The 24,021-nt window shown below is 65.9% G+C and carries 24 protein-coding genes; 18 read left to right on the plus strand and 6 right to left on the minus strand.

Annotation, left to right across the window (positions count from 1 at the left end):
- Positions 1-54 precede the first annotated feature (54 nt).
- The 6 genes from AAFP35_RS24525 to AAFP35_RS24550 all read left to right on the plus strand — a co-directional run bounded on the left by AAFP35_RS24525 (position 55) and on the right by AAFP35_RS24550 (position 4,337).
- A complete protein-coding gene (locus AAFP35_RS24525) occupies positions 55-843 on the plus strand; it encodes a hydroxyethylthiazole kinase (RefSeq protein WP_419224293.1) in 789 nt (262 codons plus the stop codon).
- Between the two features lie 11 nt (positions 844-854).
- Positions 855-2,207, plus strand: a complete 1,353-nt coding sequence (locus AAFP35_RS24530; RefSeq protein ID WP_419224294.1) for an LLM class flavin-dependent oxidoreductase — start codon at positions 855-857, stop codon at positions 2,205-2,207.
- Positions 2,204-3,073 (plus strand): sulfurtransferase, encoded by an 870-nt coding sequence (locus tag AAFP35_RS24535; protein ID WP_419224295.1) that lies wholly within the window; start codon positions 2,204-2,206, stop codon positions 3,071-3,073. Before AAFP35_RS24530 ends, AAFP35_RS24535 begins: the two co-directional genes overlap by 4 nt.
- Entirely contained in the window at positions 3,016-3,702 is a 687-nt protein-coding gene (locus AAFP35_RS24540) for a GntR family transcriptional regulator (RefSeq protein ID WP_419224296.1), read from the plus strand. The genes AAFP35_RS24535 and AAFP35_RS24540 overlap by 58 nt, the downstream gene beginning before the upstream one ends.
- An 84-nt stretch (positions 3,703-3,786) precedes the next feature.
- Positions 3,787-4,038, plus strand: a complete 252-nt coding sequence (locus AAFP35_RS24545) for a DUF3263 domain-containing protein (RefSeq protein WP_419224297.1) — start codon at positions 3,787-3,789, stop codon at positions 4,036-4,038.
- Positions 4,035-4,337 carry a WhiB family transcriptional regulator gene (locus tag AAFP35_RS24550; RefSeq protein WP_419224298.1) on the plus strand — a complete coding sequence of 101 codons (303 nt, stop codon included), beginning with the start codon at positions 4,035-4,037 and terminating at the stop codon, positions 4,335-4,337. The genes AAFP35_RS24545 and AAFP35_RS24550 overlap by 4 nt, the downstream gene beginning before the upstream one ends.
- 443 nt (positions 4,338-4,780) lie before the next feature.
- On the opposite strand, the gene AAFP35_RS24555 is transcribed toward AAFP35_RS24550, so the two are convergent.
- A complete protein-coding gene (locus AAFP35_RS24555; RefSeq protein WP_419224299.1) occupies positions 4,781-6,037 on the minus strand; it encodes a DUF222 domain-containing protein in 1,257 nt (418 codons plus the stop codon).
- Between the two features lie 677 nt (positions 6,038-6,714).
- Here AAFP35_RS24555 and AAFP35_RS24560 point away from each other — a divergent pair.
- The 10 genes from AAFP35_RS24560 to AAFP35_RS24605 all read left to right on the plus strand — a co-directional run bounded on the left by AAFP35_RS24560 (position 6,715) and on the right by AAFP35_RS24605 (position 17,477).
- Positions 6,715-8,109: an NtaA/DmoA family FMN-dependent monooxygenase gene (locus AAFP35_RS24560; protein WP_419224300.1), complete on the plus strand. Its 1,395-nt coding sequence runs from the start codon at positions 6,715-6,717 to the stop codon at positions 8,107-8,109.
- A 5-nt stretch (positions 8,110-8,114) separates the two neighbouring features.
- The gene (locus AAFP35_RS24565) at positions 8,115-9,335 is read left to right on the plus strand and encodes an acyl-CoA dehydrogenase family protein (RefSeq protein WP_419224301.1); all 1,221 of its coding nucleotides are present in this window, start codon (positions 8,115-8,117) and stop codon (positions 9,333-9,335) included.
- Entirely contained in the window at positions 9,332-11,272 is a 1,941-nt protein-coding gene (locus AAFP35_RS24570; RefSeq protein ID WP_419224302.1) for an ABC transporter permease, read from the plus strand. Before AAFP35_RS24565 ends, AAFP35_RS24570 begins: the two co-directional genes overlap by 4 nt.
- Positions 11,259-12,050, plus strand: coding sequence for an ABC transporter ATP-binding protein (locus AAFP35_RS24575; protein ID WP_419224303.1), 792 nt, complete (start codon positions 11,259-11,261; stop codon positions 12,048-12,050). The genes AAFP35_RS24570 and AAFP35_RS24575 overlap by 14 nt, the downstream gene beginning before the upstream one ends.
- Positions 12,047-12,772 (plus strand): ABC transporter ATP-binding protein, encoded by a 726-nt coding sequence (locus AAFP35_RS24580; protein WP_419224304.1) that lies wholly within the window; start codon positions 12,047-12,049, stop codon positions 12,770-12,772. Before AAFP35_RS24575 ends, AAFP35_RS24580 begins: the two co-directional genes overlap by 4 nt.
- Positions 12,773-12,816: 44 nt before the next feature.
- Positions 12,817-14,010 carry an ABC transporter substrate-binding protein gene (locus AAFP35_RS24585; protein ID WP_419224305.1) on the plus strand — a complete coding sequence of 398 codons (1,194 nt, stop codon included), beginning with the start codon at positions 12,817-12,819 and terminating at the stop codon, positions 14,008-14,010.
- A gap of 89 nt (positions 14,011-14,099) precedes the next feature.
- Positions 14,100-15,284 (plus strand): SfnB family sulfur acquisition oxidoreductase, encoded by a 1,185-nt coding sequence (locus AAFP35_RS24590; RefSeq protein WP_419224306.1) that lies wholly within the window; start codon positions 14,100-14,102, stop codon positions 15,282-15,284.
- Positions 15,285-15,322: 38 nt separating this feature from the next.
- Entirely contained in the window at positions 15,323-16,489 is a 1,167-nt protein-coding gene (locus AAFP35_RS24595) for an LLM class flavin-dependent oxidoreductase (RefSeq protein WP_419224307.1), read from the plus strand.
- Positions 16,486-16,983 (plus strand): NADPH-dependent FMN reductase, encoded by a 498-nt coding sequence (locus AAFP35_RS24600; protein ID WP_419224308.1) that lies wholly within the window; start codon positions 16,486-16,488, stop codon positions 16,981-16,983. Before AAFP35_RS24595 ends, AAFP35_RS24600 begins: the two co-directional genes overlap by 4 nt.
- The gene (locus AAFP35_RS24605) at positions 16,980-17,477 is read left to right on the plus strand and encodes a flavin reductase family protein (RefSeq protein ID WP_419224309.1); all 498 of its coding nucleotides are present in this window, start codon (positions 16,980-16,982) and stop codon (positions 17,475-17,477) included. Before AAFP35_RS24600 ends, AAFP35_RS24605 begins: the two co-directional genes overlap by 4 nt.
- A gap of 9 nt (positions 17,478-17,486) precedes the next feature.
- Here AAFP35_RS24605 and AAFP35_RS24610 read toward each other — a convergent pair whose 3' ends face one another.
- The 5 genes from AAFP35_RS24610 to AAFP35_RS24630 all read right to left on the minus strand — a co-directional run bounded on the left by AAFP35_RS24610 (position 17,487) and on the right by AAFP35_RS24630 (position 21,486).
- Positions 17,487-18,128, minus strand: a complete 642-nt coding sequence (locus AAFP35_RS24610; protein WP_419224310.1) for an LppP/LprE family lipoprotein — start codon at positions 18,126-18,128, stop codon at positions 17,487-17,489.
- Positions 18,129-18,240: 112 nt separating this feature from the next.
- A complete protein-coding gene (locus AAFP35_RS24615) occupies positions 18,241-19,284 on the minus strand; it encodes an NAD(P)-dependent alcohol dehydrogenase (RefSeq protein ID WP_419224311.1) in 1,044 nt (347 codons plus the stop codon).
- Complete coding sequence (locus AAFP35_RS24620; protein WP_419224312.1) at positions 19,235-20,584, minus strand: acyltransferase; 1,350 nt, start codon at positions 20,582-20,584, stop codon at positions 19,235-19,237. The genes AAFP35_RS24615 and AAFP35_RS24620 overlap by 50 nt, the downstream gene beginning before the upstream one ends.
- 168 nt (positions 20,585-20,752) lie before the next feature.
- Entirely contained in the window at positions 20,753-21,172 is a 420-nt protein-coding gene (locus tag AAFP35_RS24625) for an SRPBCC family protein (protein ID WP_419224313.1), read from the minus strand.
- The gene (locus tag AAFP35_RS24630; RefSeq protein ID WP_419224314.1) at positions 21,169-21,486 is read right to left on the minus strand and encodes an ArsR/SmtB family transcription factor; all 318 of its coding nucleotides are present in this window, start codon (positions 21,484-21,486) and stop codon (positions 21,169-21,171) included. Before AAFP35_RS24630 ends, AAFP35_RS24625 begins: the two co-directional genes overlap by 4 nt.
- A 131-nt stretch (positions 21,487-21,617) precedes the next feature.
- On the opposite strand from AAFP35_RS24630, the gene AAFP35_RS24635 reads away from it, so the two are divergent.
- Positions 21,618-22,136 (plus strand): VOC family protein, encoded by a 519-nt coding sequence (locus AAFP35_RS24635; protein WP_419224315.1) that lies wholly within the window; start codon positions 21,618-21,620, stop codon positions 22,134-22,136.
- 296 nt (positions 22,137-22,432) lie between these two features.
- Positions 22,433-24,016, plus strand: coding sequence for an AMP-binding protein (locus AAFP35_RS24640; RefSeq protein ID WP_419224316.1), 1,584 nt, complete (start codon positions 22,433-22,435; stop codon positions 24,014-24,016).
- Positions 24,017-24,021: the final 5 nt, after the last annotated feature.

Consider the following 24,021-nt stretch of genomic DNA (forward strand, 5'->3'; position numbering starts at 1 on the left):
CATCTGTATACAGAAATCGTCAGCGCGAACGACGGCCCGAGAACGAGGAGCACCATGGGCGAGATCACCTACGACGATGTCGAGGTACAGAAGGCATACCGGGCCATCGGGGACAATGGCCCGTTCGTGTACGGCCTCACCAATTACATTGCGGCAAACCTGAACGCCAACGTGCTGCTGGCGGCCGGTGCGGGTCCTGCGATCGGTGCAGGCTCCGATTGGCCATCGGTCTTCCCGGCCGGGGCCGCGGGGGTGTGGGTCAACACCGCCGCGGTGATGAGCAACCCCGAGGACGTGCTGCGTACGGTGGCGTCGACCGCCGCGACAGCGGGCACACCCTGGGTGCTCGACCCGGTTGCGCACGGTTCCGGAGCCGTCGGCTACGACGCGTTCGTGCGGTCCCTGCTCGAACTGGGGCCCACGGTGATCCGCGGTAATGCCAGCGAACTCATCTCGTTGGCGGGTGGCGAGATCACCGGGAAGGGTGTCGAGACGACCGTGGGGTCGGATGCCGCAGTGCCCTTCATCGAAGAACTGGCTCGCTCGACCGGCGCGGTCATCGCGGTCAGCGGGCCGGTCGATCATGTCACCGACGGCCGGCGGACCACGTCGATCCCCGGTGGCGATCCCCGCCTCACCAAGGTCACCGGTGCAGGGTGCAGCCTGGGCGCTCTGACCGCCGGTGCTGCTGCCGTGGTTGACGATCCGTTCCTCGCCACGGTGGCCTCGCACGCAGCGTTCGCCCGTGCGGCGGAGAACGCCGCCGCCAGATTGGGCCCCGATGGCGGCAGCGGTTCGTTCGCCGTAGCCCTGGTGGACGAACTCTACGCACTCGCGAATTGAGGTCGAGCAGTATGCATCTTGCAGCATTTCTCAACGCCGGACCGCAGGGCACTGTCGGCTGGCGTCACCCCACGGCATCGCCGGCATTCCTCTCGGCCGGGCACTACGCGGGCATCGCGAGAACCTTGGAGGGTGCGGGTTTCGATCTCGCATTCGTTCCAGATTCGCTGGCAGTACCGCGAAGTCTCGGCAACTCCTTCGATCCCGCGGTGCAGTGGGGGACCGGAACGCCGCGTATGGACCCGATCCCGGTGGTCACCATCATGGCCGCCGCGACCACTCATCTCGGTGTCGCTGCGACCTCGTCGACCGGCTATCAGGAGCCTTACCACGTGGCCCGCACCTTCGGGAGCCTCGACCATCTCACGGGAGGACGGGCGGGCTGGAACGTCGTGACCAGCTTTCAGCATGCCGAAGCGCAGAATTTCGGCCAGGATCGTCTCCCGGATCGAGCCACCCGGTATGAGCGGGCCGAAGAATTCCTGGAGGTGACCACCCGCCTGTGGGACAGCTGGTCCGACGATGCCGTCGTCGGTGACAAGATCTCCGGCGTCTTCGGTCGTCCCGACCAGGTGGAGGCCATCGACCATCGGGGAACCCATTTCACAGTGCAGGGCCCGCTGGGTGTCCCACGGCCGCCGCAGGGGTATCCGGTGATCATCCAGGCCGGGGCGTCGCCTGCAGGGCGAGACTTCGCCGCGCGGTGGGCCGACGTCATCTTCTGCAGCCACGAATCGCTCGACTCCGCAGTCGATTTCTACCGCGACATCAAGGCACGTGTGGCGGCCCGTGGGCGAGATCCGCAACAGGTCCGGGTGCTGCCGGCGGCGACCACCGTCGTCGGCGCCGACCATGCCGAAGCAGTCGCCAAACACGCGGCATTCGCCGATCTGGTGACCCCCGAAGCTGGGTTGTCGCGGATGGCGTATCACGTCAACGTCGACCTGACGCGCTACGACCTCGATGGCCCACTTCCGTCGCTCGACGAGGTCGGCGTGGAAGGGCATTATCGCGAGATTGTCGAGTTCGCGCAGCGCGAGAAGCTGACGATCCGTGAGATAGGCAGATGGTATGGCGCCCGAACCGAGGGTGACATGGTCGGATCGGCGTCGGAGATCGCCGACACCATGGAGCAGTGGCTGTCTGCCGGAGCCGCTGACGGTTTCATGGTCCAGGCAACCCACGTTCCCGATGCGTTCGAGGATTTCGCCGCTCAGGTGGTCCCTGAACTGAGGCGACGGGGGCTGGTCCGCGACGAGTACGTCGGGACCACGCTGCGGGAGAATCTCGGGCTGTCCCGACCCGAACGCGGCGAGTGGCGTCATCGAGCGGCGTCGACCGCGGCGGCGTCGGCGGCCTCATGACGGACACGGCACTCGTCTCGGTCGAGTGGCTCGACGAGCATCTGTCGTCAGTGGTGCTCCTCGATACCAGTATCCGGCGCGGCAGTGTGGGTGAGTTGCCCTTCAGCAACGGCCGCGAAGGCTTCGAGCGCGGTCACATTCCCGGTGCACGGTTCGCCGACATGTTCACCGAACTGTCCGACCCGACGGCGGTCGCGCGATTCATGAGGCCGTCCGAGTCGCAGTTCGTCAGCGTGGCACGGGCACTCGGGATCGACGACGACGCACATGTGGTCGTCTACGACAGCCTCAACGGTGCCTGGGCGGCACGTGCGTGGTGGGTGTTGAGGTCCTTCGGCCTGTCGTCGGTCCAGGTGCTCGACGGTGGGCTGTCCGCGTGGCGGGCAGCCGGACTTCCCGTCGGCACCGGCCCGGGTGTCGATGCACCCGCGTCGGGCGCGCTCACCGTGATCGACCGGAGCGACCTGGTCGTGGGGATCGATGATGTCCTCGAACTCGTCGGGGCGCAAACGGATTCCGGCCGCCCACTGGTGTGCGGATTGCGCGCCGAGGAGTTCCGCGGTGACCCCGATGACCCGCAGTCCGGCCACATTCCCGGCTCACTAAACCTGCCTTACGCCGACACTCTCGACGAGGCCGGTCGGGTCTCGCGGACACGGACCCGCAGGCTCGCCGCGGAACTCGGCCTGTCGACACGGCGGGCGCCGGTTCTCTACTGTGGCGGTGCTGTCAATGCCGCGGGAGTCGCATTGGCGCTGCACCAGATCGGGATCGACGACGTCGGTGTCTACGACGGTTCCCTCTCGGAGTGGCGACTGGACCCCCGCCGACCGCTGCAACAGACGCCGAAGGAGGACGGCCGCTGAGCGCGCGTGATGAGGTCTACGAAATCGTCCGGACACGTCTGACCTCGGGACACTACGGTCCCGAGGACGCACTCGTCCCCGGAACGTTGAGCGCGGAGTTCGCGGTGTCGAGGACCCCGGTCCGCGAGGCGCTGGGACTGTTGGAGCGCGACGGGCTTCTGAAGGGCACGTCTCGTGGCTTCGTGCCGTGGATCAGGTCGGACGAGGAGGTTCTGGAGATCTTCGAGGTGCGGGCGATCCTGGACTCGTCAGCTGCCGCCGCGGCGGCGCAACGGCGGACCGATGTCGATCTGGCCCGACTCGGCGAGATCTCGCAGCGTGCGCGTGACGCCGGCGACATCGTCGATCTCCGGGCATATCTCAACCTGTGGCACGATGCCGTCCGTCGTGCGGCGCACAACGACACCATCAGCAGTTTGTTGCACACACTCGAGGCCCATGTGAAGGTCGCTGCCCCTTGGCATCCCGGCGACAGCACGACGACCCGACCGGCCGAAGACCGGCTGGCCGAGCACGACGCCGTGTTGGCAGCGATCGTCGATCGTGATTCGGAGCGGGCACGGACCTGCATGCTCGATCACCTGGCGCACGACCAACGGGTCCGTGTCCGTCAGCGCGCACTGCGCTGACGTCGCAGACCGGACCTGCACGATTTCCAACCTGGCCGATCGCAACCATGTTGCGCAGGCGGACCGGGTCCCAGACTGCTTGGCATGAACGGGACACGTATCCGCCGAACGGCTCCGACGAACGTCGACACCACGGATCTCCTCGACTACGGAGTGCGGTGGTATCGGCACGGTGGCGGATCGGACCGCGAGATCTGGGACCGGTTCGGTCTGTCGCCGCGCGAGTACTTCGGCCGGATGCTCTTCGTTCTGGACAGCCATGCCGCCGACCTACCGCCGACGACGGTCGACGGTATCCGGATGGTGGCCCGTCGACGTCTGTGGTTGGCATCGTGACGGGCACCAGAGCGACGGCCGATACGGTCACCGACGACATGGGATGGCGTCAGCGAGCGCGCTGTGGCGGCGCGTCGGCACACCTGTTCATCGTCGACCAGCGGGAGACCAAGCGTCAGCGCCAGCATCGTGAGGCGATGGCGAAGGCACTGTGCCTGTCATGCCCGGTGCGGGAACGTTGCCTTCGATACGCCCTCGACGTCGACGAGGAGCAAGGTATCTGGGGTGGATTGAGTCCGGCGGAGCGGGAAACGCTCAAGAGTTCGGACGCTCCGGACTGGGCTCGACGCAGTGCGTGAGTACGGCGCCGGACCGGTGACACACCGTCGGCTCCTGCGCCTTGTGCCTGCGCCGAGAATTGACCGTGTGAGCATCCAGGATCCGACAGGTGGCTTGCGGCCGTCACGACGTGGCCACCTTCGGGTGCCCGCCAGTATCAACTGGTCGGCGGGCACCCGAAGGCATTCCCATTCACACTATGGAGTTCTCAAGGGTCGTGCACGTCCCGGGGTCGCCCGGGTCGCTGGTCTAGGCGTTGGTGAAAGTTGTGGTGGGTCAGCCTGTTTCGGCTACGTGGGTGCGCTCGGTATCGAGTCCGTGCCCGGGATGCTCACCCGCCGCCGATCGAGTAGCGCGCGAGGCGCCAGCCGAGCGAGCGTATCGAGATCAACCTCCTGACTGTGCTTTCACTGCGGGCCGTGGCCGCAGGGACCGGGGCAGGCGGGCGCTCGGTCGGGGGTGGTCAGGCGGCAAGCGTCATGGTGCGCCTGTTGTAGGCCGGTAGCGGTGTGCGTGTGGGATCGACGTCGACCGGTGGAATCAGCCAGGGATGTCGGTCGGCGCCCATGATGATCTCCCAGTCCGACGCATGGATTTGGGCGTGGCACGAGGTGCACAACAGGCAGCCGTTGTCGATGACGGTGGCACCCCCGTGTGACCAGTAGATGATGTGATGGCACTGCGTATACCCCGCGGCGGCTCCGCATTTCACACAGCATTGGTCCCGCACGATGAGTGCTTTACGTTGTTGCGCGGTGAACAGCCTCGCTGCGTTGCTCACGTCGAGGGGTGCACCGTGCTCGTCGAGGTCGAACACGGTGACGGCGGCATCACACGCCACCAGATGGGCGGTGGTCTGGGTGACCGGTCCCAACCATTCCAGCGTTGCCCGATCGGGGTGGTCGGCGGGCACGGTCAGATTCACCTGTGTTTTCGGGGCGACCACCATGTCGGCGTCACCTGTTCTGGTGGCTTTGGCCGCGGCGTCGAGGATCATTTCCAACGCATCAGCGCGCCGCTGCCCGGCTGATCGGGCGTCTTCGGATCCGTCGGGTTCTGGCCGTTTGCGGGACAGGGATTCGACGGCGGACACGAGTTTTTCGCCGGTGACGATGTCGAGGTTGGCGAACACCTCCAACCGACCATCACCGGCCACGGTCGTGGAGACCTCGTTGATCGTCCGGTCCTCGGCGGCCGGCACACCGTCCTGGTCGTCGGCGATCTGATTGCCGCGTGAGCGTGCCACCGCGAGTACTTCGCGTGGGGTGGCGCCGGAGAAGGCTTGGGCGATCAACGCCAGTTCGTGTTCGATCACCGACCCCGCCGATAGTGGTTCGGGTGCCCGTTGGTCGATATGCGCCATCCCCCGCACCAACGCATCCACATGCTCGCCGGAGAACACGCCGTCCGCAGAGTAGGCAGCGACCCGTTCCAGCCGGTCCAGGGCGGTGCCGATGCGTAGCCAGCGGTCGGCGACCGCGGGAGCAGCCCCCATTTCGATCAACAGTCCTCGGGTGCGACCGCCGGACCGTTGCGCCACCCCCAACCTGTCCATCGCCACAGCGTGCACGGCCAACTGGTGGTCGACCAGGTTACGTACGTCCATCAAGGTCTTCGTGGTGTCGAAGACCTGGCGACCGGACGCGTCAGCGTCGATCGTCACCTCACGCAGCAGGGGTATCAGGGTGTCCAACGGCATGACTCGATTGTAGTCGAACATACGTGCCCAGGGAAGAGTTCATCCACAGTTATTAGACTGTGCTGCAATGTCTTTCACCACTGCAGTCGTCATCTCATTGCCATTGTAGAGGTGCCCTCCGACAGATTCGGCGCGGTGAGTCCCGTTGGTGCACAGGGGTAGGCCCTGCGCTTGCTGATCGAGTAGCGTCCGAGCGCCGCGAGGCAGTGCTTAATCGCCGATCGAGTAGCGCCCGAGCGTAGCGAGGCCGCGTATCGAGATCCCCTGCCGGAGCGTTGGTCTCGATATGGTGCCTCGGCTGGCGCCTCGGCGCCTACTCGACCGGCGGTGGGGTGAGTCGTGTGGCTGCTGATCGAGTGGCGTCCGAGCGTAGCGAGGCCGCGTATCGAGATCTCGTGCCGGGTCGTTGGTATCGATCCGGCATCCCGGTCGGCGCGTGACTGACAAATGTGCGGGTCCGGGCGATCGCTGCATTGAGGACGGCCGGGCCACTAGCACTTTTGGCACACCGAGACAAAACTTTTGTGTGCTGTGATCGGTAATCGTCGATCATCGCTGTCGGGCTTGGCGTGCACCGCCGGCGGGTCCGATACTCGAGGACGGAATCAAGCACGGCTCCCGCGGAACACGACAACCCAAGGTGACGCCATCGACTTGGCGCCATATCTGACGAGTTTGCCCGCGAGGGAAGGTATTCCATGCCCAGGCCACCGATCTACAATGCGTTCCTCCATCTGACCCCGAATCACCACAGCCATGGGTTCTGGCGTACCCCGGAGGGGCGCGTGCAGTACGGCTACAAGGATCTCGACCCGTACATCTCGGTGGTCGAAACCCTCGAGCGAGGGCGCATCGACACGCTGTTCATCGCCGACGTCGTGGGTGTCTACGACCTCGACTTCGGCGACGGTGCGACGACGATCCGTGCCGGTTCGCAGTTTCCGGAGAATGATCCGATCACCATCGTCTCGGCGCTGGGCCATGTGACGGAGCATCTCGGTATCGCCGTGACCAGCAATATCATTCAGGATCATCCCTTCTCGTTCGCTCGCAGGCTGTCATCCCTCGATCACTTCACGAATGGTCGGGTGGCATGGAACATTGTGACCTCCTACCTCAGTAACGGGTTCCGCAACTACGGGTACGACACCATCGTGGGTCACGACGACCGCTACGCCTGGGCGCAGGAGTACGTCGACGTCACCTACAAGCTCTGGGAGCACTCATGGGAGGACGGCGCCGTCCTGCACGACCATGAGACGGGGCGGTTCTTCGACCCCGACAAGATCCACACCATCGATCACGAAGGTCAGCGTTATCGGGTCCAGGGCCCGCACCTGGTGGAGCCCTCACCGCAGCGGACGCCGGTTCTGTTCCAGGCCGGGAACTCCCCTGCGGGGAGGGATTTCGCGGTCCGTAACGGCGAGGTGACATTCCTGCCGTCGTTGACGCCGGACACCGCCCGAGCAGACATCGCGGTGCTCGACAACCTCGCCCGCAGCGTGGGGCGGGCCCCGTCGGCACTGAAGAAGATCGTGGCGCTGTCCACCGTCATCGGGTCCACCGAGGAGGAGGCCCGACGCAAACAGGAGTATTTCCGCGACAACATCGATTTTGATGCGTTGCAAGCATTCTGGAGTGGTGGCAGCGGAATCGATCTGTCTTCCGTGGATCCGGACACCCCGTTGGCCGAACTCGCCGAACGGGTGCAGCTCGGCGACCACGTCCGGTCGATCTTCCGGGCGGCGGCCGAGTCCCAGGTGGACCCGGCGACGGTGTCGTGGAGGGATTACCTTTTGAACCACGGATTGCTGCCCGGCAAGTTCGCCGGCACGCCGGAACAGATTGCCGACCATGTGGAGCAGTGGGTGGCGGCCGGTGTCGACGGGTTCAACGTCGTACCGATCACCACGCTCGGTTGGTGGGACGAGTGGGTCGACAATGTGGTGCCAGTGCTCCAAGCGCGTGGGCTCGCCCAACGCGAGTACACTCCAGGATCATTGCGGCACAAGATCTTCGGTGACGGAGATCGGATCGACTCGGATCACAGAGCACGCACGATCGACATCGGCTCCACCGTCGGAATCGGGTGACGACGATGACCGTTCAACTCGAGACCACCTCATCGCTGGACGTCCTGCGTGAGCGTTTCGCGCCGGTGTTCAACCGGATCGCGGACAGCGCCGTGGAACGTGATGGTTCCCGGATCGTTCCTTTCGACCTCGTCCGAGAACTCGCGCAGGACGGTTTCGGTGCGCTACGGGTGCCGTCGGAGTTCGGTGGTTCCGGCATCTCGGTGGCCGTGCTGACCGAATTGCTCCTTGACCTCGCGGCTGCCGATTCCAACTTTCCGCAGATCCTCCGGGCGCATTTCCTCTATACCGAGGCATTGCTGCTGGCTCCGCCTGACGCCGATCGTGACGCCTGGTTGGCGCGTATCGGTGCGGGCGAATTGTTCGGTGGCGCATACACCGAACGCACCGCAGGCAATCAGACGCATTTCTCGACCACGATCACCGACCATCCGGACGGCACCCGGACGGTCGACGGCCAGAAGTACTACAGCACGGGATCGCTGTACGCCGACTGGATCATCACCGCCGGGGAAGGGCCCGACGGTATCACCCATGTCGTCGTGCCCAAGGACGCATCGGGACTGGAGTTGGTGGACGACTGGAGCGGATTCGGACAACGTCTGACGGCCAGTGGCACTACCAGGTTCCACGACGTCGACATCACCGGCACACCCCAACTGCCCGCGACGGTGTCGCCGGGCAGCTATGGGACATCGCTGGCCCAGTTCTGGCACATCACCACGATCGCCGGGATCTCCCGTGCCCTGCACACGGAGGCTGTCGACTACGTGCGAGAGCGTCGGCGTTACTTCAGTCAGGGCGGAGGGGTGGCGCCACGTGAGGACCCGGTCGTCCAGGGCGTCGTCGGAGAGGTGAGTGCGGCACGCTATGTCGCCGAGACCATCGCACGCCAGATCGGTACCAGGCTCGACGACCTGGCGGCCGCCGTCCTCGACGGCACGGTGACCGACGATCGGTACGACGCCGTCGAGATCGAGGTCTACCGGGCCCAGGTCAGCGTCATCTCCACGGTGCTCGCCGCGGCCGCACGGGTCTTCGACGTCGGCGGTGCCTCGGCACTGGACGCGAGCAAAGCGTGGGATCGCCACTGGCGCAACGCCCGCACGCTCGCCAGCCACAACCCGACGCCCCATCGCCTGGTCAGCATCGGCGACCACGATCTCAACGGGACGTCACCGTTTCGGACCTGGCTGAGCGGAATCGATCTGCGGAATCGGATATGAACCTGCTGACCTACGCGTCTCTGGGGTTGTCCACCGGCGGTGCCTACGCGCTGGTCGCGTTGGGATTGGTCGCCGCCTACCGGGGAACCGGGGTGATCAACTTCGCGCAGGGTGCGCTGGGCATGTTCGGCGCCTACGTGTTCTGGAAGTCGTACTCGCAGAGCGGTATCCCGCTTCCGGTCGCGATCGTGCTCGGCGTCGCGGTGAGCGCGGCGATCGGCGTGGTGTTCTACGCGCTGGTCGGACGTCGGCTCGCGCATGCTCCGGCGGTCACGAAGATCCTCATCACCATCGGACTCATGCTGGTGATCGAGGCCGTGGTCCGAATCGTCTGGACAAACCATCAGGAGACCGTCGAACCCTTCCTGGTCAGTGGGGGATTCGAGATCGCGGGCATTCGGGTGCAGCTGATCAGCATCCTGTTGGCAGTGGTGGCGGTGGTCGCCGCTGCCGGGTTGCATCTGCTGTTCACCCGTACCGCTTTCGGACACATCACGACGGCGTTGCGTGACACCGACCTCGGTGCCCAGGCCATCGGACTCAATCCCCGCCTGTGGGGATCGCTGGCTTGGGGGCTGGCGGGTGCACTCGCCGCGGTCAGCGCGATTCTTGTCTCACCCATCACCCAACTGTCCCCGACCTCCCTGACCACCCTGTTGGTGCCGGCGCTCGGCGCGGCGCTGGCCGCACGGTTTGCGAGCTTTCCGATCGCACTGGTCGTCGGATTGGCGACCGGGATCGCCGAGGGGCTGTTCACCGGGCTGATCAACGCACAGGTCGCACGCGCGGTCCCGTTCGTGATCACGGTGCTGGTGTTGCTGGCCACAGCGCGCACGGACATGGCACGAGGCACACGGGAGGTTCAGGCGGTCTTCCACGTGGGGACCGGACGCATCCGTTGGATGTGGACCGCGATCGCGAGTGTCGTCGTCCTGATCGTGATCGTCACCGCGAAGAGCACGGTGGTCGACGCGCTGAGTCTCACCGCCATCTTCGGCCTGGTCGCCCTGGGGATCGTCGTATCCATGGGCTACACGGGCCAGGTGAATGCGCTGCCGCTCGGCATCGCGGGCGTCACGATGATCGTCTTCGGTGCCGTCAGTGACAGCGGGGGATCGCTGCTGTTGTCTGCCCTCGCCGCGATCGCGGTCGCCGTGGCGGCCGCTTCGGCACTCAGCGGGCTGTTCGTCAACGCCCGGATCTACGAGGTGACGATCGGCTCGCTGGCCATCGCCTCCATCCTGCAGACGGTGGTGTTCTCCGTCGACTTCTTCTTCAACGGTCGAACGGGATGGACGATCGGGGATACGGACCTGTTCGGGATCGACGTCAGCAACATCACCGAACCACAACATTTCGCGATCCTCGCCTGGGCCGTCCTACTGGTCGCGCTCATCGTGGTGGCCAACCTGCGTCGTTCGGCAACGGGGCGTTACATCCTGTCGGTGCGACAGGATGAACGTCTGCCTGCTGCGCTGGGCATTTCGGCGCCGCGTGCCAAGTTCCTGGGGCTGCTGACGTCATCGACGTTGTGGGGGGCGGCCGGAGTCCTCCTCGCCTTGCAGCGCGGATTCATCGCCAAGGGGGACATCCGACTCGAAGGATTCAGTTACTCGGATTCGTTGGCGCTCATCGCCTTCGTCATCCTCGCCGGATCGGGATACCTGGTCGGTGCCGTGCTGGCCGGGGCATTCGCGCCGGGCGGACTGCTGTCGAGCGTCTTGTCGTTCACGCCGGACATCAACGACTGGTTGTCCCTGTTCTTCGCCGCCAACATGATCTGGATGCTCACCGTCGAGCCCGACGGCGTGGTCGGCCAGTTCCTCCGCGGTCGCACCGCCGTCCTCGGCCGTCTGACTAGCCGGTCCGGCCGATCTGGACGGGCCGCATCGGACGGATCGTCGCTCGAGAAGGGAGAAGTCGATGTCGCACCTTGAGATCCGCGACCTGACAGTCGACATCGCAGGCACCCGCATCCTGTCCGACGTCGACCTGGACGTGCCCGAGGCCACGGTGGTGGGTTTGTTGGGCGCGAACGGCGCAGGCAAGAGCACCACGATCGACGCGATCAGCGGATACCAGAAGATCGAGTCCGGGTCGATCAGCCTCGACGGCCGAGCGCTCACCCGATTGTCCGCGGCGGCCCGGGCGCGCGCCGGGATCACCCGCACCTTTCAGGACTACCTGCTGTTCGAGGATCTCACCGTGGAGGAGAACCTGCTCTGCGCGGCCGAGATCGGGGTGCGAAAGATCTTGGCGCGAGACCTGTTCGGGTTCGGCCGTGCGAACCGGTCTGCCCACGCCGCTGTCGAAGAGGTCATCGATGCACACGGGTTGGCGAGATATCGCGCCACGAGGGTCGAACAGCTCTCGCTCGGGTGGCACGCGCGGGTGAACCTGGCCCGGGCCGCGGTTCAGCATCCGCGGGTGCTGCTGCTCGACGAACCGGCCGCGGCGCTCAGTGTGGACGCGCGGCAGGCCATCGTGGCCACCATCGCCGCGCTGCGAGATCGTCAGGGACTCGGCGTATTGCTCGTCGAACACAACCTCGATGTGGTTCGGGCCGTGTGCGATCGCGTGTACATCCTGGAGAACGGTCAGGTCGTCGCGGACGGGCCGACCGCCGACGTCCTGTCCTCGACGTTGGTGCGCGACATCTACTTCGGGGAACAGCCTGACGAATCGGAATCCGAACACGCGGGAGTGGCGCGATGACCCGGGAGCTGACATCGCCGACGGCGGTGACCGCCGAGCGCAGCGGGCTCGTCGTCGAGGGTCTCACCGTGGACTACGGCAACGGCTCCGGGCTGTGGGATTTCGATCTCGCGGTTGCCCCCGGTCAGGTGGTGTGTGTCATCGGACGCAACGGTGCGGGTAAATCCAGTGCCCTCCTGGGTATTTCCGGATTCGTCACCCCGGATTCGGGGACTGTCTCGGTCGGCGGGCACCGGATCACCGGAGCGCCGTTCAAACGGTGTCGCGAGCATTTGTCGCTGGTGGTGAAAGGGCGTTCGCTGTTCGGAAGTCTCACCCTCGCCGAGAATCTGGCACTGGCCAAGATCGACCCCGCGGAGTTCTTCGGTCTCTTCCCGCAACTGGAGGCCCGTCGGGACGTGCCGGCGGGGCACCTCAGCGGCGGTCAGCAACAACTGGCCGCAGTCGGCAGGGCGTTGCTACGCGATGTGCGTGTGGTGCTTCTCGACGAACTCACGTTCGGCCTGAGCCCAGCGGTACGTTCCTTGATCGCCCGGGTCGTCCGGGCCGAGGCGACCCGACGTGACCTCGCGGTGGTGGTCGTCGAACAACATGTCGAGACAGCGCTGGCAATCGCCGATCGCACGGTGGTCCTTTCCGAGGGGCGAACGGTGCTCGACCTGTCCGGTGATCAATTGGCCGTCGACGCCGACCACATCGAGTCGACGTATCTGCATCCTTGAAACGCCCAGTGCGTGAACGTGTTCGAAGAAAGAAAGTAGTCATCATGTTCCCTGGCAAGTGGTTTGCCGCAACCGTCGCGTCGGTCGCCCTGGTGGGGGTGGTTTCGGGCTGCTCGTCCAGCAGCGACGACTCCGACACCATCAACGTAGGTTTCGTGGCACCGCTGTCGTCGTCGGCATCGGCGTTCCAGGACCCGGCCCTGGTGGCCAAGGTCGCGGAGAAGGCGGTCAACGATCAAGGCGGCATCAACGGCAAGAAACTCAACGTGATCGTCTACGACACAAAGGGCCAACCCGCCAACGTCGTCGCGGGGGCTCGCAAGCTCGTCACCGAGGACAAGGTCGTGGCATTCATCGGCGGAAACAGCAACGACGGCCTGGCCGAGATCGGCAAGAAGGCCGGTGTGGTCAACTGGTTCCCGATGGGTTGCGCGGCCTCCGACGTCACCAACGACCTGTCCATGATCGCCGCATTGAACTGTGCGGGTGCGGCGCAGGGCACCTATCTCGGTGGTCTCCGCTTCAAGCCGAAGAAGGCCGTCTACGTTGCCTTCGCCGGCAACACCCCGTACATCGAGAACGCCAAACTCGGCTACCGCAACGCCGGTGTCGACAACGTGCAGATCGTCGAGGTTCCGCCGGAGACCACCGACTATGCGCCGATCATCGCGCAGGTCAAAGCGGCCAAGCCGGACGTCTGGGGCGGCATGATCTTCACCCCGGAGAAGCTCACCGCATTGCTGCGTGCGGCCGTGGACCAGAACCTGCGGATCCCGTTGGTGCTCAGCAACAACGTCATGGAGGACGCCACCATCAAGTTGGTCTCCGATTCCGGAATCCCCAATTCGGTCGCATTGGAGAAGGGTGAGGACGCCAACCGTTTTCCGACGTGGAAGCTGTATGAGGAGCAACTCGCGAAGTACGATCCGCAGCACGACATCAAGACCCCGCACGATGGCAGCGTGACCACCGACTGGCTGGCCGTGTGGACGTTTGCCCAGGAGGCGCGCAAACTGCAGACGGTGGACGCCGACTCCTTCCGGGAGCACGCCGAGGGACTGACGGACTTCAAGACCGACGTCCTGCACGACATCGACTTCACCAAGAACGGGCCGGTGCTGACCGCACCTCGACAGGCCAACCTGTGGGCTTTTGCCGGTCACATCGCCGACGGTCGGATCGTCGTCGACAACCCGACTCCGTACAGCGCGTTCCTGAAGACCTCGATCACCGGTTGACCGGTTGTATTCAGCGTGAGGTTAAGGGTGGTCGGCAGCTCCGGCACGGCGTTTGATGTGAAGGTTGTCCGACGAGCGAGGAGTGAACGATGAGCAGGGTGGCGGTGCTCACCAGCGACGAAGCCGTGTCGAGGGCGTCGGAACTCGGCGCTGAGTTCGCCAAGGGGGCTGCCGAGCGAGACCGGGACAAGGTGCTGCCGCGTGAGCAGATCGCGCAACTGGCCGCCAGCGGGCTGCTGGCCATCACCGTCCCGTCGGAGTTCGGAGGTGCCGGGTTGCCCGCCGTCACGGTCGCCGAGGTGTTCCGGCTGATAGCGCACGGCGATCCGAACATTGCGCAGATCCCGCACAGCCATTTCGTGTTCGTCAACCAGTTGCTGCTGCAGGGCACCCGCGATCAGCAGGCTCGCATCCTGCCGGAGGTGCTGGAGGGCAGGACGTTGGGGAACGCACAGTCCGAGCGCGGGACGAAACACATCCGCGACTATCGGACCACTCTTCGCCGCGACGGCGACGCGTGGCGGCTCGACGGCACCAAGTTCTATTGCACGGGAGCACTGTTTGCCGACTGGATTCCGACACTCGCCCACCTCGGGGAGGACGGACCGTTGCACGTCGCCTGGGTTCGTCGCGATGCGCAGGGGGTCGAGGTCATCGACGATTGGGACGCACTCGGGCAGCGTACGACCGCCAGCGGCACCGTTCGACTCGACGGCGTACGTGTGACCGACGATCTCATCACCGATTTCTCCGCCACGTTCACCGGCCCGACGACGTACGGGGCGTTCGCTCAGTTGTTGCATTCGGCGATCGACGCCGGTATCGCCCGCGCGGCGTTGTCCGACGCCGCTCAGTTCGTCACCACCAAGAGCCGCCCGCACCCGGATGCCGGGGTGGACCGGGCCGCCGACGACCCGTTGGTGGTGCACGCGTTCGGCGAGATGGAACTCACCGTGCGGGGCGCCGAGGCGCTGCTGGCCGACGCCGGGCGTGCGGTCGACCATGCGAACGCGAATCTCGACGAGCACACCAGCGCGGCTGCCACCCTGGCGGTCGCGGCGGCGCGTGCGGCGACCACCACGACATCGGTCGACGTGGCCAGTCGGCTGTTCGAGGTGGCCGGGACACGCTCGGTGGTCGCCAAGGAGTCGTTGGACCGACACTGGCGAAACGCGCGAACGCACACATTGCACGATCCGGCCGCGTGGAAGGTGCAGCACCTCGGGCGCTGGGCCGTCGACGGCACCCTGCCGCCCCGCACCGGGCAACTCTGACACCGTAGTCCGATACGTAAAGGATGTGATCGAAACCCATGAGCGCCTTGAAGTTCCATTGGTTCCTGCCGACCAACGGCGGTGATGGCCGCAACGTCGTCGGTGGCGGCCACGGCGTCTCGGCGGGCGCGGCCGGTCGGCCGGCGTCGGTGCCGTATCTCGGCCAGATCGCGCGAAGCGCCGAACAACTCGGGTTCGAGGCCGCGCTGACCCCCACGGGCGCGTGGTGTGAGGACGCGTGGATCACCACCGCGATGATCAACAGTCTGTCCGAACGATTGAAGTTCCTGGTCGCGTTCCGGCCGGGCGTCGTCGCGCCGTATCTGGCCGCGCAGATGGCGGGCACCTTCCAGAATCTGTCCGGTGGTCGGCTGCTGCTCAATGTCGTCACCGGCGGGGAAGACCACGAACAGCAGATGTTCGGTGATTATCTCGGCAAGGACGACCGTTACGCGCGCGCCGACGAGTTCCTGGAGATCGTCCGGCGTCTGTGGACGGGCGAGACGGTCAACTTCGAGGGCAAGTACCTGTCGGTCACCGACGCCGTGCTCCAACAACTCCCGGACCCGTTGCCGGAGATCTACTTCGGTGGTTCGTCGCCTGCCGGGATCGCGGTGGCCGCCAAACATGCCGACGTCTATCTCACCTGGGGTGAGCCGCCGGAGGCGGTCGCGGAGAAGCTCGATCGGGTGCGCAAGGCGGCCGCCGACGTCGGGCGCGAACTGAAGTTCGGTATCCGTCTGCACACCATCGCGCGCGACACCTCCGAGGCGGCGTGGGCGGAGGCGGATCGTCTTCTGGAGAACATCTCCTCGGAGGAGATCGCCCGTATCCAGGCCGGACTCAAACGTTCGGCATCCGAAGGGCAGCAGCGGATGCTGGCGCTCAACAAGGGCTCCAAGGACGGTCTCGAGATCTACCCCAACCTGTGGGCGGGTGTCGGACTGGTACGTGGCGGTGCGGGCACCGCGATGGTCGGTTCGCACAGCGAGATCGCCGACCTCATCGAGGCTTACCAGGCAGTCGGCATCGAAGAGTTCGTGCTGTCGGGCTATCCGCACCTCGAGGAGTCCTACTGGTTCGGTGAGGGAGTGCTGCCCGAACTCACCCGCCGCGGGCTGTGGGAGCACCCTGCCCCGGTCGCCTCGCGTGCCGCCGTACCGTTCGGTGCCGCGGCGCCGACGGTTCGGGTGGCGGCGTCGTGACCACGGCCGTCGTCGTCGGGAATCCCAAACCGGCGAGCCGCACGCTTGCCGCCGCCACCTATCTCGCCACACAGTTGACCGGTGACGAGCCGGATCTCGTGATCGATCTGGCCACCCTCGGCACCGCGATCCTGGACTGGTCGGACGAGACGGTGGCCGGACTCGTCGAGCAGGTCGGCAAGGCTGATCTCGTGGTGTTCGCCAGCCCGACCTACAAGGCCGCCTACACGGGTCTGCTCAAACTGTTCCTCGATCGATTCGCCGGTGGCACAGGGTTGTCGGGGTTGGCGATTCCACTCATGCTGGGTGGCAGTCCGGCACATTCGCTCGCACCGGAGTTCACCTTGCGTCCGGTGCTCACCGAGATCGGTGGCACCGTGCCGGGTCGGGGCCTCTACGTGGTCGACTCCGCCCACGACGACCCCGCGGCCTACGCGGATTGGCTGGCTGCCACCCGGCCCACGGTCGCCGCACTTCTGGGAGACCGATCATGACCGAGTTCTCGACGAATCAGGATCTCGATCCTGCCAAGCTGCGCAACGCTTTCGGCGTGTTCCCGACCGGTGTGGTCGCTGTTGCCGCCGAAGTCGACGGCTCGCCGACCGGGCTGGCGGCGAGTTCGTTCACCAGCGTCAGCCTCGATCCGCCGTTGGTGTCGTTCTCGGTCGCCAACACCTCCAAGACGTGGCCGGATCTGCGGCGTGCCAAGCATCTCGGTGTCACCATTCTCGCCGACCATCACGGCGAGGTCTGCCGTCAATTGGCCGGTCCGGTGGAGCGCCGCTTCGACGGTGTGGCGATCAAGGCGTCCGACGACGGTGCGGTGACCCTCGACGAGGGACTCGCCCAGTTCGACACGACGATCTACCGCGAGGTGGAGGCAGGCGATCACATCATCGTGCTGCTCGAACTCCATGCCGTCGAACACCCGCAAGCGGGAAATCCGTTGATCTTCCACCGCAGCGGATTCGGCAAACTCGCGGTCTGAGGCCGGCGGTCAGCACTGACCACGGGTGAGCGCTGCAGGCAGATCGCCGTTCATCTGGACTCCCGAGCCGGTCCACGTGAACGACACATCAACGGTGCCGGTCGGATTGGCGCTGATGTCACCGGGGTTCAGGTACCGGTAGTTGACGTCGACGGAGTCGGCCGTCGCGCCTGTGACGGTCTGATAGGCGAGGTTGCATTTCACCGCGGTGCCCACGAAGGAACCCTGATGGAACAGCAACAGCTGCATCGGTGACGACGCCGTGGCGCCCTCGGTGCCCAGCGTCGCGTAGCTGAGGTCGTTGCAGGTGTTGAAGTTCGTGGCACCGTCGTACACCCAGGGGACTCGGGGATTCGCGGCCAGCGGCGGAGGGATCTGCGAGGCGGCCGCGCCGATGGCGGACTGTCCGTCGGTCGAGCAGGAGCGGGTCGGTGCGGAGGTCGCCGGGGGTTGCGCAGATGTCGGTGCCGGCGACGAAGGCGCGGCCGAGGCGACGGTCGGTGACCCGGATGCCGATGCGGCCACGGTGGTGTCGGCACTGCTCGCGACGGCGTCGCGGGGTGCGACGATGGAGTCGGTGAACGAGTTGCCGCATCCGGCGAGAGCCAGCACGGCCGCAATGGCCATCACCTTGTGCGCAAGTCGTCGCATCGGGCACTCCTCGTGTCGGCACCCCGGACTGTACCGGTACCCGCGCACCATTCCGGTGCCGCTCATCGGAGTCGAGTGATCGGCAACGAGGACAGTGCGCAGGACCGACGGTTCAGTCGGGCACAACCACGGCCCGTCCGCGCAGCTTGTTCGCTGCCAGCTTCCGGTATGCCTCGACACCGTCGTCGAGGGAGAACCGCTCCACCGCGACGTCGAGCACCCCGTCGCGGGCGAGGTCGATGACCTCGATCAGCTCGCTGCGGGCTCCCCAGTAGGGCGCCCGCACCGACACCTCGTAGGGCTGGGCCCAGATGCCTACCTTGGCGGCCGCCACGCCATCACCGATGCCGACGATCGTGACGTCGCCCATGGTGCCGACGACACCCATCGCGATGTCGATCGTCGGCTGATACCCGACGAAATCGAACACCGCCGTGGCACCCTCCTTGCCGGTGATCGCCCTGACGTTGGCGACCGCGTCGGCGTTGCTGAGGACCGCCTCGTGCGCGCCAACCGACTTCGCGAACTCGAGCTTCTCGTCGGTGACGTCGAGAGCGATGATCCGGGCGGGACTGAGGTGCCGCAACATCTGGATGGCGATGTGCCCGAGCCCGCCGGCGCCGAGCACCACGGCGGTGGAGCCGCCGACGAGCTTCGGCAGCGACGGCTTGATCGCGTGGTACGGGGTGAGGCCCGCATCGGTGAGGGGCACGGTCTCGATCGGGTCGAGGTCGCCGATCGGCACGAGGTGTCGAGGATCGTCGACGATCATGTATTCGGCCATCGCGCCGGGGGCACCGAGACCGGGTGGTGAGATCTTCAGTTCCGCGGCGTTCGAGCAGTAGTTCTCGAGGCCGCGCGAGCAGAACGCGCAGACGCCACAGCCCCACGGCCCGTAGACGACGACCGACGTGCCCTCGCTCACGGAGGTGACGCCCGAGCCCACCTCGGCGACCACGCCCGCACCTTCGTGCCCCAGCGTCATCGGGATCGGATAGACGAAGCCCTCGGCGGGCAGATTCATCACGAAGTCGTCAGAATGGCAGGCACCCGCCGCGGTGATCTTCAGTAACACCTGGCCGGGCCCGGGGGACGGCTTGTCTATGTCACGCAGTTCCGGTTCGGCTTGCGGCTTCACCAGTTGGATCGCCTTCATCGACACCAGCTCCTCGGGTTGTGCGACCCCCCGAGGTCCGTCTTACCCCATTCCACAGTTTGCGGAGCGTTGTTGGCGTGACGGGAATGCGATCGCGTGCGACGAGCCACCTGCTCAGCGGGGTACGCAGCAGGATGTCGACGACGACGAGAGAGATGGCGAGCACCGTGGCGGTGAGGACAGTGGTGCGGATGGCCGCGGAATGCGGGAACCAGTCGAAGAGCAGCCCGAAGAATCCGGCTCGCGCGAGGATGTCGAGGATGAGCGGGTGCACCGCGAACACTCCGAAGGCGCGGAAGGTCGCGTAGGTCACGGCCTTGGAGGCTGCGGCGCGGCCCGATTCGCGGCGGCTGTTCCACGCCATCGCGATCAGCCACAGCAGCACCAATCCGCCCACGTACCAAGGCAGCGACGCCGGGTTCCACGGTGTGTTCGACTGCAGCGGGACATTGCCCGGCGACGTGGCGAGCACATACGCACCGATGGTGAATGCGGCGCAGACGGTGACCATCGAGATCACGGCGACGGCATGGTCGCGCAGCCATTTGCTCACCGCCTCGTGGTGGATGCCCGCGAGCATCCCGATCGCGACGAAGACGGCGTACATCGGCAGGGTCTTCCACAGGTTGTCGTAGACGGTGACCCAGGTGTCCCCGGCCGGTCGCGGAAGATACTGATACAGAACGAACATGGCCATCTGGATCACGAAGGCGGTGCCGAGCGTCCACCAGGGCCGGTGCGCGGTGCGGTTCACGATCCAGGAGAGCACCGGGAAGAACAGATAGATCTGCATGGAGATCAGCAGGAAGTACAGCTGATACTTGCCCTCGCCGGTGACCGCGTCGTGGGCGAGATCGGTGAAGAAACGGCCCGGCGACGGGAACGGATTGCCTTCGATGATCACGTGGTCGGTGACGGAGTAGATCAACGTCCACACCAGGTAGGGCCAGACCACCAGACCGAATCGTCGGCGCCAGAACTGCACGGGCGACATCGATCGTCCCTGCATGCTGAGCACCAGGACGAACAGGGTCACGGCGACGAAACCGTAGCGGGTCAGATGGCCGAGCGTGCCGACCAACTGGGCCGACCGGACCACATCCGGGGTGGTGTTGATGGAGTTGACGCTGTGCGCGACGACGACACCGGCGAACAGGACGACGCGGACGAAGTCTGCGGTGTGGGCACGTCCCTTGGACTTCTTCGGGGGCTTAGGGGGAGCTTCGACGCGTTCGACGACCTGTTGGGTCGTCGAACCGCTGTGAACTTCTTCAGCCTTTTCCTCACCGACGGTCTGCAACCGCACCCTCCCCGAATCGGGTCACTTGTCTCCGACTCCGGGCAGTGTACGGATGCTTCCTGGGAGCGACCTGTACGTCGGGGTGGGTTTGGTGAGCGCGGCCACACCGCAGTGGATGCGGCGCGTGACCGCCACAAGTGCTGATCGGCAGCGGCCGGGATCGTCGTATCAGGTGGTCGCGACGGTCGCCAGGCGTGGCAGCACGGTGTCCCGCCAACCCGGTCCCATACGTTCGAAAGCCGAGGCCATCCGGCTGTCGTCGAGGTCGAACCCGGAATGGTCGAGGAACAGCCGGGTGCCGGTGCCCTCGGCGACGAGCGTCCACGTGAGCGTCCAGTTCGCGGTGAAGGTGTAGACGAACCGGTTCGGCGGGTCGGCCTCGAGAACACGGCAGGGTTGGGCCCCGAACCCGGGCATGTCGAGAGTGAACTCGTGCCCGACGACGGGGGCGATGTCGCCGGCCGCCCACCAACGGGCGACGAGGTCCGGTTCGGTCAACGTCCGCCAGACGGTGGCCGGCCGTGCGGCGATGAACTGATCCACGTGGATCGTCGCCCACCGGTCGGTGGATGGGGAATCGTCGGTCATGTGTCGAGGTCCTCCGCGAGGTCGGCGATGTCGGACAGACGGCGGCGCCAGAACCGTTCGAACGGGTGGAGCCAGGCGTCGAGTGCAGCGAGCGGTTCGGCGGTCAGGTGATAGACGCGCTGGCGGCCACGGGCCTCGTCGGTCACCAGCCCGGCGTCCTTGAGGACCTTCAGGTGTTCGGTGACCGACGAGCGGCTCAACGCGAACCGTCCGGTGAGATCGCCGGCCGGGGCCGGCTGCTCCGCCAGGATCTCGAGGAGCTGTCGTCGTATCGGACTCGCGAGCGCTGCGAAGACCTGGTCCGCGGTGTGCACCCCGAAACAATATGACGGAAAAATCCGACATGTCAATGGAGTGCGAAACGACCCGCCGCGGCTGACGACCGAGGCGACTACCGTGACAGGGGGCGGTCGTCGTATCAGCGAGGTGCCGGAAGGGCAGGGCCATGAGTACCAGTGAGGACACGCCGGAGGCCGAGCGAAAGCGCCGGTTCTCGGCTCAGCGGGATCGTCTGCGCGAGGACTATCTGCGCTCGCCGGAGTCGCGGCCACCGTCGTCGGCCCGCGGGCTCCACCACACCGCACTGGTGAGCAGCGATGTCGAGCAGACGATCCGCTTCTATCAGGAGCTGCTCGAGTTCCCTCTGACCGAACTGATCGAGAACCGCGACTACCCCGGCTCGACGCATTTCTTCTTCGACATCGGCAATCACAACCTGTTGGCGTTCTTCGACTTTCCCGGACTCGACGTCGGTCCGTATCAAGAGGTGCTCGGCGGACTGCACCACGTGGCGATCAGCGTCGAACCGACCCGATGGCAACGCCTGCGCGACAAGCTGACCGAGGCAGGCGTGGATCTCGTCGAGCACAGCGACGTCTCGCTGTACTTCCGTGACCCCGACGGCGCACGGCTCGAGCTGATCGCCGATCCGCTGGGGGAGATGTACGGCGATCACGTCCTCTGAAGCGCTGTCCCGCCAGCCGAGATGGATCATCGCGTATCGCGGGTGGATCGCTAGCGTGAGCCCTCGTCTGTTCCGGTGATTGTGCTCGGTGAGAGAGGCGGCAGGGTGTCCGACAACGTGAACGAACCAACACGTACCCAGAAGATCTTGGCAGCGGTGGTCATCAAGGTCTACCAACTCAAGGAGAAGGCCAAGCAGCTGCGCTCGCGCACCTAAGCGACACGGTGCGAACATCTCCGGGCGACACGGTGCGCGCGCACCCAGATCACACCGCGCGAACGCACCCAGGTGACACCGTGCGATCGACGGTGCGGCACGCCGATCCGCTGCCGGCTCCGCTCCGGATGCTCGACTGCGTCACCGCGATCGCTTCGGCCGGCCGGGAATTCGGCGACGTCCCGGTGTACTATGTCGAACGCGGTGTCACGTCCACCACCACCGTGGGGGAGCTCGTCGACTCGGCGATCGCGGTTGCCGGGTCACTGCAGAACATGGGGGTCGGCGCGGGAGACCGTGTCGTCGTACAGCTTCCGAATGGGCGGCACTGCTCCATCGCCTACCTGGCGGTGCTGTTGACCGGCGCGACGCTGGTGCCGGTGGTGCACATCTACGGTCCCGCCGAGGTCGGCTTCATCGTCGACCAATGTCAGGCGAGCGTGATCGTGGTGCCGGATCGGGTGGGTACGACCGATCACACCGCGCGCTACGCCGCTCATCTGGCGCATACCTGCGTTCGGCATCTGGTCATGGTCGGGTCGGCGACCGTGAGCGAAGCCATGTCGTGGTCGGACCTGGAGGGCAACGCGGCATACTCGGCGCCCGCAGTGCGTCCCGAGGACACCGGCCTGGTCGTCTACACGTCGGGGACGACCTCCGAGCCCAAAGGTGCGCGTCACACGCACGGTTCGATACTCGCCGAGCAGCGTCATGGTCGGCGCATGCTGCGGATGGATTCGGATGCGGTGCACCTCGTCGCATTCCCGCCCGGTCACATCGCAGGTGTGCACAACGTGCTGCGGCCGATCCTGCACGGCCGCACCGCGATCTATCTGGATTCCTGGGACCCGGTGATCGCCGCCGACATCATCGAATCTCATCGCGTGACGTCGACCGCGGGCACACCGTTTCATCTGCGGGCCCTCCTCGAAGTGCCCGGTGCGACAGGGAAATTGGCGTCGCTGTCGGAGATGATGGTCGGGGCCACCGGGGTGCCGGCCGCGCTGGGGCGAGAGGCCGCGGCCGCCGGCATCGCCACCTTTCGGTGTTATGGCTCCACCGAACATCCGACCGTCTCCTGCGGTCGGGTCGACGACACCGAGGAAACACGTGTCCGCACCGACGGATACATCCTGCCCGACGTGGCGGTCCGGATCGTCGACGACGGCGGTCGCGAGGTCGCCGACGGTGACGTCGGCGAGATCCAGACACGCGGTGACGACCGCTTCGTGGGATACCTCGACTCGCGTCTCGACACGACGGCCTTCACCGTGGACGGATGGTTGCGCAGCGGTGACCGGGGTTTCGTGGACACCGAGGGGCGGCTGACCGTGACCGGCCGGATCAAGGACGTCATCATCCGGGGCGGCGAGACCATGTCACCGGCCCAGATCGAGGACGTGCTGAACACCCATCCGGCGATCGCCGACGGCGTCGTCGTCGGGGCACCCGACGAGAGATACGGCGAGATCGTGGTGGCCGTGGTGATCCTGCGGCCGGGCCACGCTCTGGACACCGACGACCTCCGTGCACACTTCGCAGAAGCGGGACTGGCGAGACAGAAGACCCCACAACGGATCGTGGAGGTCGACGAGTTCCCCCGCACGGCACTCGGCAAGATCCAGAAATCCGTGTTGCGTGACCGGTTGAGAGCAGGCAGCTGAGCGGG

The sequence above is a fragment of the Gordonia sp. CPCC 206044 genome (assembly GCF_048537895.1).
Classification (GTDB): domain Bacteria; phylum Actinomycetota; class Actinomycetes; order Mycobacteriales; family Mycobacteriaceae; genus Gordonia.